The following is a 17,879-nucleotide window of genomic DNA, read 5'->3' on the forward strand; positions in this document are numbered from 1 at the left end:
TTAGAGGTCTGGCTATTCCTCGGTTTCGGTCGAACGCAGAATCCCTGTTCCCTCACGAAGCATCTCCACGAGGCCGGAGGAATACGGAAGATCATCAAGATATTCTTCCAAGGTGAAATGGCGGGTCGGAATTTTCGACAATGCCTGCCGTGCCAGTTGCGTTTCACCGGCCAGCCCATGGATAGCAGCGATCAGAAGCCAATCGCTTGCATATTCACGAGCATCAATCAAACGCACTTTTTCAGAAGCTGATATGTAGTCGCCGTTTTCAACATCTTCGAGGCACAGGGTGATATTCGTCCAGATGGGCAACATGGGATTGGCGTCCATTGCTTGTCGCACCATTTGCCCACCCAGTTTGATGTCGCCAACAAGCGCAATCCATGCCCCGGTCAACGCTGTCAGCAAAGCTCCGTTGGGATTGGCGCGACTGGCCGCGTCAATCAGCCGTTGAAACCTTGGGTTGTCTCCGCCCACTTGTGAGTAAATCGCAGCCGCATACAACGCCTCGGGACATTGAGGTTCAAGCGCGATGGCCTTGTCGGCGTGCGCCTGTCCTGCGTTCAGGATTGCGCCCAGACGTTTTTGCCCCAGCGCGACTTCTTCTATGTACCCTAGTGCCATCAGCGCATGTGCTAGTCCGCTGGACTCATTGCCTTGTACCGCGATCTTTGCCAAATCTACCATCTGCTTCAGGCTGCCCGATCTGGACGTGCGAAGGTGGGCGTGAAAGGCCAGCAACGCCTCAAATACCAGTTTGTCAGAGGCCTGCCGGCCCGCAAATTGTTCCGCGGCATCTGTGGCAACGACACCATAAGCATCAGCCAGTATCACCGCACATTGTTTCGATATCTCTTCCTGAGCTCTAAATGTATCAGTGTCATCTTGATTGATATCCCGCCGACCAGACCAAGCCAGACTGCTATCACTGGTTCGCTTTAGCTGGACGATCAGGCGCAAACTGGCCGCTTCCTCACGTACCGTGCCACCCAACAGATAATCACAATGTGGCCTCAATTGTTCCGGTACTTCGTTTGCAAGCTCGCCCGGATATCCAGTCAGAACGCGGATGTAGCCAAAGCGTGACAGCTCCAGACCGATTTCTTCGGGAAGGCCGTCGCGAAAAAGTCTGGCTCGAGGAGTGTCCGAACCGGCAAAGGCACAGATTCCTAATACAGGCCAAGCTGACTCCGGCGGAGCTTGAATGTCTGGCGCCGACTTTTCTGAATTGGCATCAAAATGCGGGCGGTATTGCCCCTTTGGGATCGTTATCAATATTGGGTCAGCAGACCCGGCCGTGAGATAGTAATTATATAGTGCCTTGCGAAGCTTGACGGCCTCGATACGAACGATCGGATCTACATTGGGATCAAAATCGGCGCTTCTTCCAAATACATCCATGGCCAGAGCTGTTCCGCGCAACTCATCGCCCCGTCCCTCAAGCTCCAGTCGAACAAGGTGTTCCAGAAACGATTTTGTCCGTGCGCTGCCCTGGAAATCCTTGGATGAAACAATCTGCTCCAACTGGTCCAAAACGTTGGCTTGGTTGACGGTACTGGCCATTAACATTCTCCTGATCCGTCTCGATACCAAATCTGTCAGCAAAGATTACTGAAACGCAATATGTAAATACCTACCGACACGCCTCACCTGCCTAGCCAGAAATTTGTAGATGCGACCCAAAGTTCACAGCAGGACAATATTGCAGGCCATGAGCATCAGTTGTCATTTATTGAAATCTATCCGGAAGATTCTTCACCCCTGGTACACAGTTTCCTCGCAGCGAAGGTATAGCACCTGCAAGGATTGTTCCCTCCAATGGGTCTTAATTCGGAAACCAACCAAAACGTTGATGAACAGTTTTGGAGGCCTTTGCGACAGTGCAATCACTGCCTGTTGCGCTGCCTCTGAGCTCTGCTTTCGCGAGCAAAACTAATTGGATCGTGATTGCGGCAGATCATCGATCTAGAGTGCGCAACCACTACTTACGCGGGCATTCAGCTATGATCACACGAATGTAGACTTACAACCTGTTTACTAATCGGCATCCTCAAAGCGCACTCGTCTGCTCATGAAACGTCAGGCAATCGGATCCGACGCTTTTTAGGATTGCAGGCTCAATAAGATCGGTGTTTTCCGGATACGGACCTGACATTTTAAGTGCTGCCCGCAGGTTCGTTCCAGGTGGCACCCGACGCCAAACCACTCTTGTAGCGTATGGTGCGCCGCCCAACCGCCATGAACTTCCATGCATCAAGCCCGTCATAATATCGGGTCTGTAAGAATGAGGCGCATCCAGAGTTAACTGGCACACAGAATGCGGCGGTTCCGAGTTTTGTTCCGTTACATACACGCGTCCGTTTATGAAAACTGCAGAGCCTCGATAGCGTGCTCTTTGCCGTGTGCCGACCTTGCGGTCTTCACCGCGTTCCGACGTCCAAACGGCGACTTGACCATCGATTTCTTTCAGCACAGTCACACCAACTTTGATGGCGTTGGGCCATGATGGGGTGCGGTAAAACGTGTTGTAAATCCCTAGAATGTACCGCCAGTCCTTGAGTGGACTGACCCCAACAAATTGCCTCTGTTGTTCGAAGGAATTACCTTTTTCAGCAGGAGTTTGTTGATCATTGGTCTTCAAAGACGGCGTAATCTCTGGCGCCGCAACAGCGTTTTCGGTTCGAGAGCCATTGGGGCGAACAAAACGCAGGCCTCGGCCATATTCCCATTGAATGCAACGCTCTGGTCCTTTGTCATCTGCGAGTGCCTTTCGCAACGCAGTGACCCGATTGTACATAGCGGCATCGGAAACTTCGCGGCCATTCCAAACGGCTTCGATGAGTTCGTCTTTCGTAACCACGTCGCCTTCTCGGCGCACCAGGTATTGAAACAGTTGCAAGACGCCCCGCTGCAACCGCACAACCTCGCCGCCGACATACAGCAGATTTCGCGCAGCGTCGAAACTCCAGGGCCCATAGCTGATCAAATGGGGATTATAGTTCATCTGCTCTATCTCTTGCCGCTCTACTTTGCGTTTAGGTGTAATTCTCGTGTGATTCCACATCTAAACTCAACTTCAAGTTAGAAAAATGGGATTTGCGAGTGGAGATTCCCAAGGCGTGTGGCGTGTAGAAAACACAAGCTACTTCGCGCTTAACGGGCATTGAAAGAATAGTCTGAGAGCACAGGCAAAGGTGGTTTCAGGACCCTTGAAGATGTCGGTTTATGAGTTTGTCCTTTCGAGTTCTTCCGGGAGTGCCGGTTTTCGCGAGTGGCGCCGGTCTGGGTTGACGAACTCTTTGACCGGTTAAAACGACAAAAAGAATTCCAAGGGGATCAGTCGGTGAATAGTACCAAATTGAAGCGGCACGTAAAAAATCACGTGGTCCGTGGCGGTCGAGTAGTGAAATGGAAGGGGACAGTGGCAAGTATGGCACCTTCGCTGTTCCTGGCGTCGGTGTCGGTGGGCGCGCTGTCCGTTGGAATGGCGGCAGCGGATGTCATTTCGTCTCCACAGAATACACCTGAAACGTTCACTACTGACACAGATCACACGATTACTTCCGATGGCGCCGTCAGTTTAACGACAGGCGTTGGCGCATCGGTTGAGATTGCTACCGACTACAGCAGCACCTTCACCAACAATGGTACAATATCCAGACCGTCTTCCAGTGGTTTGTTCGGGACGGGTTTGTTTGTGTCCGGCGATTTGGAATCGACTGGTCAAATTGTGAATAACGGTACGATCGAAACTGACTTCAACGGCGGAGCCCGGGCCGAAGCGTATGGCGTCTCTGTTTTGGGACAAGTCGATGGTGCTCTTCTTAACACCGGCGCAATAACGGCCAAGGCAGACAACGCCACGGCATTGGTATCTGCCGTTGGGGTTTTAGTTGGCGGTCCCGCCACTTCAACCGCAACGATTCAAAACTCCGGGGTTATCTCGGCCATCGCTTCAGGAGCGTTCAGCGAGGCTTCGGCAACAGGTATGGTATTCTTTGCCAACGTTGATACCGATGTCATCAACAGTGGCACAATTCAGGCAATAGCTGACAACGCGTCGACGTTGGCTGCGACCGGCATCCTGATGAGAGATGAACTGAACGGAAACCTCGACAACTCGGGCACGATCAGCGCCATTGCAACGGACAATGGCAGCTTTGCGCAGGCGGCGGGTGTTCGAATCCGCGACGACGTTACCGGTAATATCAACAACAGCGGAACTGTTACGGCACATGCAGCTGGCAACTCGGCGACGGTCAAGGCTTATGCGTATCATCTGGAATACAACCTGAACGGCAATTTCAGCAACACTGGGAGCTTGACAGCGACTGCGACTGAACAATTTTCCCGGCCTGGGCCGCCTCCCTCTCGCGGGAAACCGGCAGCCGCAGCGGTTTATGTAGAAGAATACCTGAGTGGAGACATAGTCAACAGCGGGTCCGTCACCGTCGAAGCGACCAATGTCAGCAGCGGCAGCGTGGTGGCCAGCGGTTTTTACGTCGCTCAAGATCTTGGCGGGGCTTTTCTGAACTCCGGCTCGATATCTGTCGTAGCAAGTTCTCCAAACGATGACGCCGAGGCCTATGGGCTTTATGTCGGCAATGATCTTGAGGCGAGTTTCTCGAACTCCGGTTCTATCACGGTATCGACTACGTCAGTCGACCAAGATGCCGATGCATATGGCGTTTATATCGACGATGATATGGAGGGAAATTTTTCGAACTCTGGCTCTATCGCGGCTTCGGCGAAAACGACGAACGATGATGCAGAAGCTTATGGCGTTCGCATAGATGACAGGCTGGATGGGAACTTTAGTAACTCGGGCATCATCAGTGCTGATGTGACTGACATTGACGGCAAAGCACGGTCGACCGGAGTGCTTATCAGCGACGATGTCACAGGCAATATCACAAACAGTGGGAAGGTTGTAGCAACTGCCGGTGGCTCCAGCTCGGCGACGGCAATAGCGTATTACCTCCGAGAGGGTTTGACGGGCAACTTCACGAACAGCGGAAGTCTTACCGTCGCTTCAAACGGGAAGTTCTCTCTCCCGTTCCGAACACCCCCGTTTCCACGTGATCCTCTGGCAGCCGCTGTTCTCATAGAAGATTTGGTGCAGGGCGATATAACCAATAGCGGGACGGTGACTGTAAAAGCGACCGTGGCCTCAAGCGGCATCGTGACGGCCTCGGGCTTTCATCTTCAAAGCGATCTGAACGGCAATTTTTCGAATTCGGGTTCAATCTCGGTTGCTGCAAGTTCCGGGGACAGTGATGTTGAGGCGTATGGCTTCTACCTTGATGGAGAATTGAACGGGGCTCTTTCGAACTCCGGTTCTATCGTCACGACAGCAGATTCCGTGGGTGATGACGTCGAAGCTTATGGCGTTTACGTCGTAGATGATCTGAACGGTAATCTGACAAATTCCGGGGTTGTCTCGGCTTCAGCAAGTTCCCCAAGCAATGACGCCGATGCCTATGGCCTGTATTTGAGCTCCGGTTTGAACGGGTCTTTCTCAAACACTGGGGTAATCACGGCCACAGCAAATGCCACAGACAGTGATGTAAAAGCGTACGGTGTTAATATCACCGGAGACGTGAATGGAAACATTACAAACAGTGGCACCGTATTTGCCAAAACTGACAAAGCGACATCGGCGGAGGCTGCTGGTTTCTATTTCAGAAATGACTTCAATGGCGACTTCACCAACTCAGGTTCAATAACCGCAACTGCCACGGATCAAACGGTCGAAGCCTATGCCTATGGCCTCTTCGTTGATGGTGATGTGACCGGAGACATCAGCAACTCGGGAGCCATCAACACGTCCGCGGGATTAGATAATGGTTCATCTGCCACTGCCTACGGAACCTATATTGAAGGGGATTTGAACGGTGCGTTTGAAAACTCCGGGACAATTGTAGCAAATATCACTGGAAGCGCAGACTATGCAGGTGCGTACGGACTCGCGATCCGTGGGAACCTGGGTGAAAACGGTGATATCCTCAACACCGGATCGATCATGATCCGTACTGAGAGTGAACAAGGTTCGTACGCCTCCGCGACGGGAATCTTTATCCGTCGAGACGCTGACTCTGACATCAGGAACACCGGAACAATCAGCGCGGTTGTCACCGGCAACCGGATCGGTAGCGCAACGGCTACTGGCATCAATATCAGCGGCAGTATGAACGGCACGTTATCCAACAGTGGCACGATTTCGGCTTCCGTTGATGGAGCGTCCTCTGCCTTTGCTTATGGAATGGTATTGAACAACAGCTTCGTCGGTGATCTGGTCAATTCGGGATCCATTACCGCAACTGTCGAAAACCTTAATAGCGGTGTTGGAGGAAGTGCCGGAGCCGTGACGATTGTCGGTACGCAAACTGGAAATGTTGAAAACTCTGGCACGCTAATCGCAACCGCCAGAGGCGACGGTTCCTTCATGAACGCGGCAGGTATCAGTATTACCGATACGCTAGATGGGGATTTCGCCAATAGCGGCACGATCCTGGCCATTGCGGCGAATGCCCAATCCGGCACGGCATCCACCACGGCAACTGCAGTTTTCATCGGTGAAACATCCGGTGCAATCAGCAACAGCGGATCAATTAGCGCTTCGGTTTCCGGGGTAGGGGCGGACGCCTTTGGTATCCATGTTGAAGACATGCAGGGTGATCTAGCCAGCAACGGCGCGATTTTTGCCTCGGCGTCAGGTTCTGATGCGGATGCTATGGGAATCTATCTCGAAGGCACGCCGGGCCAAATTACCAACAGCGGTACGATCAGCGCAGTGGCGTCCGGCAGTCGGGGGGATGCCTTTGGCATACTCACCGGCGACCTGCAGCGCAACCTGACCAACAGCGGTAAGATCAGCGCATCCGTTTCCGGCGACGAAGCCGAGGCCTTTGGTATCCACGTTGAAGGCATGCAACGTAACCTCGCCAACAGCGGCGAAATCACTGCGTCGGCCTCGGGCAACGGAGCGGATGCCATTGGAATTTATGTGGGGCACTTTGACGGCGAAATTACTGATGTGGGCACTGTTACCGCAAAATCGGAAAACGGCGATGCCTATGCGATCTTCCTGGAAGGCGGGAACGGCACTCTGAACGTCGACACCGAGGACCGGGTGACAGGCACGATGCGGGTCGCCGGGCATGATGTGAACCTCGATGCGCGCGGCGACAGCACCGTGTTTTATTTCGAGGACGCGGACACCGATACCGGCACTTTCACAACATCAGTGTCAGACGGCAGATCAGCGTGGTTCGTCGAGGATGAAGGCGGGTCCAACCCGATCTACGCAAGCGTCGATTCTGCGGACTTGTTCATACCGGGCGACGTCATTGCAACTTATGGCGAAGTGGTCGGAAGCGCCGGGCAGGCGCTTAGCTATAACGCTCCGGCTCAGGTTACGCGCGGACTTTCGTTCGGGGACAGCTTTGTGAACACGTTCCGTCCTTACGTGATGGCTGACGCGCAAGCGAAACAGTTCGAGCAATCCGGTAGTCCCGACACGGATGTCGATATCCTGAACGGCAGCTTCGGCTTCTCGGGCCAGTTGGACAACGGAACGGCCCTGGCATTTGGCATCGGTGTGTTCACCGCCGATGGGAATAATGACGGAACATCGTTCGATACCAATGCTTTCTATCTGAACTTTGCGGCTGGCCGCCAGTTTGGTGCTTATACGGTCGAGGCGGATCTGGGCGTGGGTTTTTTGTCGACTGACAAGACCCGGGAAATCATTGGCAGCCCAGATGCCAAGGGCGGCTATGACTCGACCTTGTACACATTGAGCGTCGGGGTCGAACGATCATTCGATTTGCAAGGCAATTTCGATCTGCTGGGCTTTGGAAACGTTCGCTACACCCGGCAGGAAGATGACGGCTATACGGAAACGGGCTCACTCGCGAACGCAACGGTTGGCGATGTAACAACCGAGGTTGTTGAGGCCCGGCTTGGGGTCGAGGCTGAAAAAACTATCGGGAAAGGTAGTGCGCTGATCGGCCAACTCAGCGGTGTTCTGAGGCGCAATCTGGGTGACTCGTCGACCAATGTCTCTGTTTTCTCAACCACAAATTCTCTGGTCTTCCCAAGCACGGATTTCACGGGGGGAAGCGTTCTGGTCGGTTATGAAATGGACTTTGCCTCCGGCCTGAAATTGGAAGTCAATGCAGAACAGGAAATCGGCACCGATGCACAGGGACCTTTTGTCAAAGCCGGTTTGAAATGGTTGTTCTGAACCGGGGAAAAGACAATGAGAATGCCAGCTTGCAGGGGCTGGCATTCTGCTTATTCCGGATATGCCGAAGGGCGCGCCCTGTCGGTTACAAACCGGATTCTACGACTTCCGCTCAGATCAAGCACTCAATAGGTCCTGACCATTTGGCGCCCTGAGCAGAACAAAATGAACACAGAAAGAGCATACCATCCGCTGGGTCTGAAGTGCTAAACAAAACTCCAAACACAAGCGCTTCAGAAACCCGTTATTCCCTCGCGACCCGGCTGAATGCGCTTGGTCTGTCTCTGGTTTTCTCCTTTTATCAATCGGGGTTGCTCTATCTGATCGGCGTCAAACCTGATGGTGGGATCAACCTTCACCAGATGGCACTCCCACGCCCCATGGGAGTGCATCGGCATGGGGAGTATGGGCTTTCCATCGCAGCGGATGATCAGATCCTTCACCTTCAAAACGTGTTGGAACCTCATGAGCGGATGAATGAGATATTCGACGCGGGGTTTGTGCCGCGTCAGAGTGAGTTCACTGGGCGGCTGGATCCGCACGATCTGGGCATCGATACCGAAGGCCGGTCTATCTTTGTGAACACCTGATACAATTGTCTGGGCGCGCCCGATATCCGCCACAGCTTCCACGAGGTCTGGCGTCCGCCATTTATCTCAGCGTTTGTGGACGAGGATCGGTGCCACTTGAACGGTCTGGCGATGCAGGACGGGCGCCCCCGTTACGTTACAGCGATCAGCCGGTCGGACACGATTGATGGTTGGCGCGACAGGCGTGCTGATGGGGGCATCGTGATCGATGTCGATACCAATCAGATCATCTGTAAAGGCCTCTCGATGCCGCATTCACCACGTCTGCATGGCTGGAGGCTGTGAGTGCTCAACTCAGGCCGTGGCGAACTCGGAGAAGTGGAGATTGGCAGCGATGGCATGGGTCGCTGCGTGCCGCATGTCTTTTGCCCGGGTTTCGCGCGCGGGCTGGCCATTCACGGGCGGTTCGCTTTTGTCGGTCTGTCAAAGCCGAGTTACGCGCGGTTCGAGGGGCTGGAATTGGACGCCCGTCTGGCTGAGGCCGATAGCGACCCCTGGTGCGGTATTCAAATCATCGATCTGGAAACCAAGTCCTGCGTCGACTGGCTGCGTATCGACGGAGCGGTGTCCGAGCTTTTTGATCTGGAGCTTTTGACGGGCCACTTGTGCCCGCTGGCCGTGGCACCAGGCACATCGGAAGCCACATCGTTGGTGACCATGCCGAATCCCGGTTAGCCGCTCAAATGCACAGCCAACAACCTCACAAAGCCGAATAATCAGGGATAGTAGCCATGAAAACCACGAGCAGTGACACCGCGCAGGCACGCAATCCGATTGCCCTGCTCAGGGGGGGCGGATGACCAAGCACAAGGGGCAGATCGCCAGCTATGCGCCCACGTCAGGGAGTGTTCTGTCGGGTGTGTCGGCCATTGCCCTTGGAGTGACGGTTAAAATTGGCGGTGGCGCTGTGCGGGCGGGCAGTTGCTCGGATTCCGGTGGTGGAAACGTCGTGTGCGTTGGCCCTGCTGTTCCGGGTATGGATACCACTCAGTCTTTTTCCAACAATGGTCCCCTCACGGTTTCTACCACACCTGGTTTTGGGTTGGATGTCTCAAGCGGCGGCACACTTAACTTGATTGGCGAGGAGATCACCTTCAGCGATGCCAGAAACTCGACGATTACAGTCGGTTCCACAGGGAAAAACGCGCATATTGGCGCGGCCTACAGCGGCGATCTGACGATTACGACGAACGGATCGGCCAATGGCGGTGTCACCGGAATTTATGGCAGGCAGAATGGTTCAGGCAGCCTGACCATCAACACAGCCGATACGCGCGGAACCGCATACTACGCTATAAATGCAAGGAATTATGGCGGTTCAGGCAGTCTGTCCATTACCTCTACAGGAACCACTCAGGGCAATCTTGCAGGTATTGTCGCGGTCAATGAAGGCGATGGAGATCTGACTATAACAGCCGCTGACGTAACCGGCACTCTCGGAAATGCTGTCTTTGCGGCAAATTTTTCCGGTGATCTGTCAATTACTACTTCAGGAACCGTTAATGGTGCCCACAATGGGATTTCCGCCATAAATTACGGAGTGGGCGCGACGACGATTGTAGCTGTGGATGTCTCGGGCGGCTCGACCGGCATAGATGTTCGAAATTTCGGCACCGATCTTTCGATTACCACAACGGGTGATGTTTCGGGTGCCGGCGCTATCAATGCAAGGAACTATGGGACAGGCACCCTGACCATAACCGCGTCTGGCGACTTGCGGGGGCGGTTTTCAAGCGTGGCTGTCAGCACCAGAACGAATGCTGGCCAGCTGACAGTGATTGACTTGCAAAACGGCGCTTCGGTCTCTGCCTCTTCGGGCGAAGCGATCCAAAACAATGAAGGCGACAGTCAGGTAACTTTGCGGTCGGGCTCAACCCTCAGTGGTGCGGTCCGTCTTAATGACGGCAAAGACGCCCTGACGATTGAAAGTGGTGCCGATATCAGCGCCGCAACCCTGTTCGATGGCGGCGGCGGTACCGAAGACGAACTTACTCTCTCGGGATTTTCGGGAACCTTCGACGGGTCCCTGTTCACCAACTGGGAAACGCTGAACGCCAATAACGACAGCGACTTGACACTGAACAGCGTGGATGCGGGGGCGTTACAGTCGATTCTGATAGACAGAGGCGCAACCATTACGGCGCAGAACGCGGACTTTAGCTTTGGCGGTGATCTGCAGGTGAATGCAACTGGCCAATTCCTGGCCGGGGCCGCTGGGCTGGGCAACGCTGTGCTGAGCGGTAATGTCCTCAATGACGGTCTGATCTCGCTGGCCGATGGGCAAAGCGGCGACCGGCTGACTTTTGGCGCAGACCTGTCGGGCAACGGCATTATCGGATTGGATGTGAACCTGAGCACCGGCACGAATGATCAGGTTTTCGTGCAAGGTGACAGCGCAGGGGCCCGTCAGGGTTTGCAAGTGACCAAATCCGGCAGCGGCAATGGAACCGTGCATAATTTTACGTTGGCCACGGCTACCGGCGTGAGCACCGAAAGAGATTTCCAGCTGGTCAACGCCGATTTTGTTACCAATGACGGCGATCAGGCGATCAGCGACGGAGAGATCGCGTATGTTCTGGAATATGACGCCGTCTCTGGTGAGTTCATCCTGACACCGTTCGGCAACTCAGGCTCGAATAGTGGCGATCCCAGCGAGGTCAATCAGAACCCCGGCGGCGAATTCCTGGCCGCAGGCGTGCAACAGGTCAGTGACCAATTAACCTTTGGTTCAGCACTACGACGGATCATGAGCGCCACGCGGCAGGGTGCGTCCGAGGCCAACACAGTCAGTCGCGCGTTGAACGAGCTAACCTCGACTACACGCCCTCTGGTCTGGGTAGAGGCTCAAGGTCAACGCGATAGCTACACTTTCGATGACCGCGATGTGGAAACCAATAGCGGGGGATTGCGCTTTGGCGCGGGTCTGCCGCTGGCCGGGGTTGCCGGTGGTCAGTTGATCGGCGGGTTAGAGTTCGGTTTCAGTAGCCTGTCGACGAATGTAACCACAACGCTGACCAGTGCAGACATCGACACCGACGCCTATGACGCAACGCTCAGCGCGCTATGGATCGCGAACAGCCAGCTCTATATCGACGGGCAAATTCGCTACGCTTATTTTGACAGCACCACCCGACCAAGCGGTGGAGTTGGGGTTGATACCGATAGTCGCGGGTATGGCTTGTCTGTCGAAGTTGGCAAACCCTTCGATCTGCAGAACGGACTGACGTTAGTCCCACAAGCGCAACTAATGTACAGCGACATCAATACTGACAATGTCATCAATCTGGCCGGCGGTGGCCAATCCGGTTCGCTGGAAGACGGGGGCACCCTGACCGCGCGCCTTGGTTTGCGTGCCGAGCGCGATTTTGTGGGCAAGTCTGTGCTGTATGGTCAAATCGATTACTACCATGCTTTCGACAACGAAACCGCTGTGACCTTTGCCCGAAACACCATCGTGACTGCGCGCGGCAAGAACACCGCTGCTCTGACGGTTGGGGGTCATTTGGCATTATCCGCCAGAACAACGCTATTCGGAGAGATTAGCGGAGAAACGGGGTTGGGCAGCAATTCCAGCGACTATGCCTTTGGCGGAAATGTCGGGTTTGAAATTCGGTTCTGAGACCATCGAAACAGCTCAGATTCTTCGAGTTCCCGCACAAAGGCTTGAAAATTAAGATTGGAATCAAAGAGCTTTTGCTTTTCACGTTCGACGCATGTCCGCTAAGGGCTGCGACCAGTCAATCATGCAAGCTGCGGAGAACGGCAGCACTGAGCCCGTTGTGGTCTTGCAATTGCCGAAAGATTCAGTGGAGGATCGAAACCAAGGGACAAATTTGCTCCTGTAATCGCTCATCGGTTTCTAAAACTTTGAAAAACTCGAAATATACTCGACAAAATGTTCACCTAGAAAGCGATCCGTTTTGTTTCTTCTAAGCAGTTGACGAGCTTGTGTCGACGTCACGAAGAAATGGAGAAATCCGCTATTCATGCGAATTGCGTATCCGTATGATGGGATCTTGGAAGACCTATCAAAGGCCATTGTCGTGCGCGCTTCAGCGATTGGTGAAGTGGGATAGTATTCGGTCGTGAACATGTCAATGTTTTGCACCCGGAAATCATTGAAGGCCCAACCCCAATTTGCATCGATGAGAAGCACATCTTTTTCCCCAGGCACTAGTCGCTTTTTGCGAAAATAGTTGCTGTTTTCAATTCTCGTGGGTGTCATGCCTTCTGGAAAGAAGTCACGGGAAGAGGCGAGTTGACTAAGCCAGTATGGCCGATCATTTCTCGATACGGAGACAAAGGACACGATTTCATCAGCTCTAACTACTGGAGTTTTCTTTCCTTGAGCCAGCAGGTCATCTAAATACGCTGGTTGTGCGCTGGGATAGTTGTCGATGAGGGCTCCGAGCCTTTGACCAAACGGCACACTCATGTTGGTAGACGATTTTGGCAGCTCCTTAAAGACACCGCTTTTTAGCTTAATGTACAACCCCTCAAACTTAGGGTAATCCTCCGCAGAACTAGCAGTTGCCGCAAACACAATGAGCATAGAAAAATAAAATGCTTCATAAACTTCTCCTATGCATTTGGGCTACCTTTTCATGTTCTGATTGATAATTCACAAAAAAACACTGTTTTTCCTTCCAACATTATTGATACAGGGGCTTTGAATGGTTTTTGCTGCACCGTGAAATGCCCTTCAGGTAGTGTTTAAAACGACGTTACTGGCAGCTTCGTTAGCGTTCCGTGAATTTGTCTATCTCTAAATTTCACTTGTGCAGCGATTGACTGCAAAGCGGGCTATGACCCCAGCATCCAAATCAGCCACTGGGTGGCGGCAAAGGGCCGTGTTCCATCATTAGTCTGATCGGCAGGAACGTCCTTTTTGTCCGCAAATGTGTCCTTCGGTTCTGGGTCGTCGAAGGTCAGATTTCCTCAATCTGGCGTAAATAGCTTGGCGCTTTGGACGGCTGGCTACTCCTTAGACGATCAATTTAACCAAAGGGCAGCTGTGCAGGGTCTACCTTGCGAAATCATACCTCAGATTTGAATACCGCCCACTCGTTCGGCACACCCTTCAACTTGTGGATGCCAAAGCTTGAAAACCGTATCCCAGAACCTGCGACCAAGTCCTTAACCGTGCGCGATACAAGAACGTCTGCTTCGTTCCCAAGATCGGAAATCCGGGACGCAATGTTGACTGCGATTCCACGAACATCATTGCCCGTAACTTCAACTTCGCCTGTATGAACGCCAATTCGGACATCCAATCCGATCTGAGCAACTCTGTGACAAACGTCTTGAGCGCAGTGGATCGCACGTGCAGGACCATCAAAAGTTGCCAGAAAACCGTCACCTAGTGACTTGACCTCTCGGCCTCGAAACCGAGCGAATTCCTGACGAACGGTCTTGTCGTGGACTGCAATCAAGTCGTTCCATGCCTGGTCTCCCATCGCTTCGGCCTTTGCGGTGGAACCAACGATATCGGTAAAAAGTACAGTGGCCAGTACACGGTCAAGTCTGGGTGTCGAGACCGACCCTGTAACAAAGGATTCGATATCCGATGCGATCTCGTCGGTGTTCTCACCCACGAAGATAATGTGGTCAGATCCCGGATACTCTAAGATACGCGCGTTTGGGATCAGGTCTGCCAGCATACGACCTCCTGCCACATCGACGCTTACATCTTCTGTCCGGTGAAGCACGAGCGTTGGAACCTGGATGGTTGGGAGCACATCGGATATGTCGATCTCACTGTTCATACGCATAATCTCTGCGGCAGCTCCCGGATTTGCGCCGAGCCTTTCGAATTTGCCCCACCAATTCTGGAAGGCGGCATCGCCCACCATAGATGGAGCGAACATGGGTAGGCTTTCCCCGCTTCCCCATGCTTTATCAATATACTGAAAGAGCCCTTCCAGTGCTTCATCAGTTGGGAACCAAGACGTAAACTTGGCGAATGCGCCATATAGAATAAGGCCTTGGCACCTCTCGGGATGGTGCGCAGCAAATAAGGATGCCAACGAACCGCCTTCGGATATTCCCAAAACGATGGCTTCTTCCATGCCTGCCGCGTCCATAACGGCCCGAACATCGTCCATGCGCTGATCCATGCTCGGAAGGTTACCGGCTCGATCCGACAGCCCGGTCCCTCGTTTATCGAAGATTACGACACGCGCGAATGTCGCCAACCTATCTAACCACCGGGCACATCTGGGTTCGTCCCAATAATTCTCAATATGAGAGATAAACCCGGGAACAAAAACAAGATTCTTCGGCCCATCGCCAAAAAGCTGATAGGCGACATGCACATCTCCACTTTTCGCATATCGCGTCGTTGGCTGCATTTCTTCCTCGGCTCGATAGCTTCCAACTTAGCCGAGGTGTATCAGGATGCGACCACAAAAAATAGCACGGTGACATATCAGCCAAGTCAGACTGTGTTGCACCCGGTTTGCCATTGTCGGTATGAAGCCCCAAGAATGAAAGGAATGACCAATTTTCGCCCTTGTCGACGAATGCTGCTCCTGTTTTCAAAGTCGTCTGTGGGCTCTTTAGTGCACCGGTATGCTCTATAGACGGAGTACATGCACAGAACACTGAGCGTGGCGAACGACGAGAGCGGCTGTCGATCCCAGAAAAAACTCCTTCATCCCGGGTTTGTGTGAAGCGAGGACGATACAGTCGATGCCACGTTTATTGGCGTATTCAGTGATCGCCCGACCTGCCGACTGGCTTTCGATCAGGACAGAAGAGACCTCGGCTTCATCTTTCAGTCGTTCGGCTAAGCGTGCCTTTGCTTTCTGGAGAGATTTCTGTGCAATGTCTTCATCCATGTAGTACATTATTTGTCTGTTAGGTGGCTCGTGAATATGTGCTGCTGTGATCTTTCCTCCTTTGGATACAAGGGCGTGTGCCGCTGAAAGCGCGTGATCACTGATGCCGTGTTCTAGAGAAAGCGCGACTAGGATATTTTTGTACATTTCAGACCTTTGGATTCAGGTTTCCGGTTTTCTGCTGCGAACTAGTCTCGCCAGCTTCACCATTGAGAGAGAGCTCAGGCACCCCAGTTGTCAGAGCGGGGTGCGTGCTTTTTTGTCTTGTGCGTTTGCACCTTCCCGTCGCTACCTGCTGAGAAGGAGGTCCGGCAGAAAGAGGGCCAACTCTGGTATGAATGTCGTCAACATCAGAGTGGGAAGCCAGGCAAAGACAATGAAGATCAATGTCGGCCACAGCATGCGCGAAACCGGCTCATCACAAACCTGAGCACCAAGATAGAGTAGTGGCGCGGTTGGTGGGGTGATGTTCGCCATTCCCAGGTTCACGCCAATTACAGCCGCAAAATGGATTGGATCCATTCCAGTGCTCTGCGCGATGGGCAGCAAGATCGGTGTCGCCAGTAGCAGACCCGAGATATCGTCCATTAGCATCCCGATCAGGATCATCACGACGTTGATCATCAGAAGGATCACGATCGGGTTGTCCGACACCGAGTAGACCAGATCCTTGGCCAACTGAGGGGCGCCTTGCGAGATCAGGTTGTCCGACACGATTAGAACCATGAAGATCATCACCATGACGACGCCAATCGTAACGCCCGAATTCTGGATGGTCTGTGCCAAGGTTTTCCAGGTCAGCCCTCGATAGAAGTAAATCGCTATCGGGATCGAGTAGACCACGGCGATACCGGCGGCTTCGGTTGGAGTCATGATGCCGCCGTAGATCCCACCCAGAATGATGAGTGGCATCATAAGCGCTGGCCCGGCCAAGCGCGCCTGAACTCCGAACGTCGGCAGAAACGGTTTAGGGCGTTCCGTCAGGTTGATGTCGTCATATTTCCGCAGCATGAACTGATTGACCAAAATCAGAAGCGTGATCAGGATGATTGCGGGAATGACCGTGGACAGGAAGCACTTCAGTACGTGCTGTTGCGCCACCCAGCCATAAAGGATGTGCGACGAACTCGGTGGGATTAACAAACCTAGTGGGCTTGCCGCCACGATCAGAGCCGCTGATTGCCCGCCCGGATAGTTGGCCTTTTTCAGGTGGGGCATCATGATGCCGCCGATACAGGTCAGCGTTGCATTTGCACTGCCGGAAATGGAGCCGAACACACCACAGGCCAGTACCCCAGCAGCGCTCAAGCCTCCTTTGATATGGCCAATGAACATTTCAGCCAGAGAGACAAGAGGAGCTGCGATTTTACCTTTTTCCATGATGCCGCCGGCGATCATGAAGAGCGGGATCGCCAGAAGTACCAGTGAGCGGATGCCCGTAGAGCCGGTGGGCAAGTAACCGGTGATGGATTGATCGCCAACAAGGGCAATAAAAATCAGTACTGATCCGAATGCCACATAAACGCTGACGCCCAATAGCAGCATAAAGCAGACAATAAGGAGACTCCCTCCGATGATCATTGGGTTTCTCCTTTTTGCATGTCTGATCTCAGTGGAAGTCCGAGCCCTTTGCGGATGTGCACGTACAAATATGCCGCCGTGAACGTTGCCATGAGGCCAAAGGCAATCATGATTGCGATCCGCCAGGTCACAAATGGAATGCGTAGTACCGGGGTTGCGCGCAGTCGGGGGAATGAGAAGTCATCAAGTAGCGAAACGTAACACGCATACATGAGAAACAGGATCACGAGCACTTCAACCGTCAGGACAACAAAGCCGCGCCACCAGATCAGCCTTGGGTTTTGGATCACAATGCCAAGAATATCCGCGTTGATATGCAGGTTGCGGGCAGAGGCCAGAACGGCGCCTGCGAAAAAACCGATGATGCTGATGCCCAAAAGCCATTCTTCATAGGCAAAAAGATCACCTCCAAATCCATACCGAATGACAACAACAGCCCCGAACGTGAATGCCATCAAAAAACCGGCAAACGTAACGATCTGTCTCATGACAAACGCCACTGCTTTCAATGGATACCCGATAATAACTGGCAGCTCGTCGGTGATTTTTTGTGAACTCTTCTGTTCTGCACTTTCGACGACCAACGGACGCTCAGCTTCAGTGCTAGACATCTTTCTCCCT

The 17,879-nt window shown here is 53.2% G+C and carries 9 protein-coding genes and 1 pseudogene; 3 read left to right on the forward strand and 7 right to left on the reverse strand.

From position 1 onward, the window contains the following. Nucleotides 1–12: 12 nt before the first annotated feature. Nucleotides 13–1,605, reverse strand: a complete 1,593-nt coding sequence (locus tag ACR0NA_RS16330) for a hypothetical protein (RefSeq protein WP_480730662.1) — start codon at nt 1,603–1,605, stop codon at nt 13–15. Between the two features lie 445 nt (nt 1,606–2,050). Further along, nucleotides 2,051–3,004, reverse strand: a complete 954-nt coding sequence (locus ACR0NA_RS16335) for a winged helix-turn-helix domain-containing protein (RefSeq protein WP_480730664.1) — start codon at nt 3,002–3,004, stop codon at nt 2,051–2,053. A 426-nt stretch (nt 3,005–3,430) separates the two neighbouring features. Here ACR0NA_RS16335 and ACR0NA_RS16340 point away from each other — a divergent pair, with 426 nt between their 5' ends. From ACR0NA_RS16340 to ACR0NA_RS16350, 3 genes and pseudogenes are all read left to right on the forward strand, one after another. Further along, on the forward strand, nt 3,431–8,248 hold the full coding sequence (locus tag ACR0NA_RS16340; protein ID WP_480730666.1) for a beta strand repeat-containing protein: 4,818 nt from the start codon (nt 3,431–3,433) through the stop codon (nt 8,246–8,248). A gap of 203 nt (nt 8,249–8,451) precedes the next feature. Then, a pseudogene (locus ACR0NA_RS16345) lies at nt 8,452–9,513 on the forward strand (TIGR03032 family protein). 121 nt (nt 9,514–9,634) lie between these two features. Next, nucleotides 9,635–12,457, forward strand: coding sequence for an autotransporter outer membrane beta-barrel domain-containing protein (locus ACR0NA_RS16350; protein ID WP_480730668.1), 2,823 nt, complete (start codon nt 9,635–9,637; stop codon nt 12,455–12,457). A 240-nt stretch (nt 12,458–12,697) separates the two neighbouring features. On the opposite strand, the gene ACR0NA_RS16355 is transcribed toward ACR0NA_RS16350, so the two are convergent. The 5 genes from ACR0NA_RS16355 to ACR0NA_RS16375 all read right to left on the reverse strand — a co-directional run bounded on the left by ACR0NA_RS16355 (nt 12,698) and on the right by ACR0NA_RS16375 (nt 17,842). After that, on the reverse strand, nt 12,698–13,390 hold the full coding sequence (locus ACR0NA_RS16355) for a hypothetical protein (protein WP_480730670.1): 693 nt from the start codon (nt 13,388–13,390) through the stop codon (nt 12,698–12,700). Between the two features lie 484 nt (nt 13,391–13,874). Then, nucleotides 13,875–15,188 (reverse strand): adenylate/guanylate cyclase domain-containing protein, encoded by a 1,314-nt coding sequence (locus tag ACR0NA_RS16360; RefSeq protein ID WP_480730672.1) that lies wholly within the window; start codon nt 15,186–15,188, stop codon nt 13,875–13,877. A gap of 225 nt (nt 15,189–15,413) precedes the next feature. Beyond that, entirely contained in the window at nt 15,414–15,824 is a 411-nt protein-coding gene (locus ACR0NA_RS16365; protein WP_480730674.1) for a universal stress protein, read from the reverse strand. 141 nt (nt 15,825–15,965) lie between these two features. Continuing rightward, the gene (locus tag ACR0NA_RS16370; RefSeq protein ID WP_480730676.1) at nt 15,966–17,258 is read right to left on the reverse strand and encodes a TRAP transporter large permease; all 1,293 of its coding nucleotides are present in this window, start codon (nt 17,256–17,258) and stop codon (nt 15,966–15,968) included. After that, nucleotides 17,255–17,842 (reverse strand): TRAP transporter small permease, encoded by a 588-nt coding sequence (locus tag ACR0NA_RS16375; RefSeq protein WP_480730679.1) that lies wholly within the window; start codon nt 17,840–17,842, stop codon nt 17,255–17,257. Before ACR0NA_RS16375 ends, ACR0NA_RS16370 begins: the two co-directional genes overlap by 4 nt. Nucleotides 17,843–17,879: the final 37 nt, after the last annotated feature.

The sequence above is a fragment of the Ruegeria sp. C11 genome (assembly GCF_056537725.1).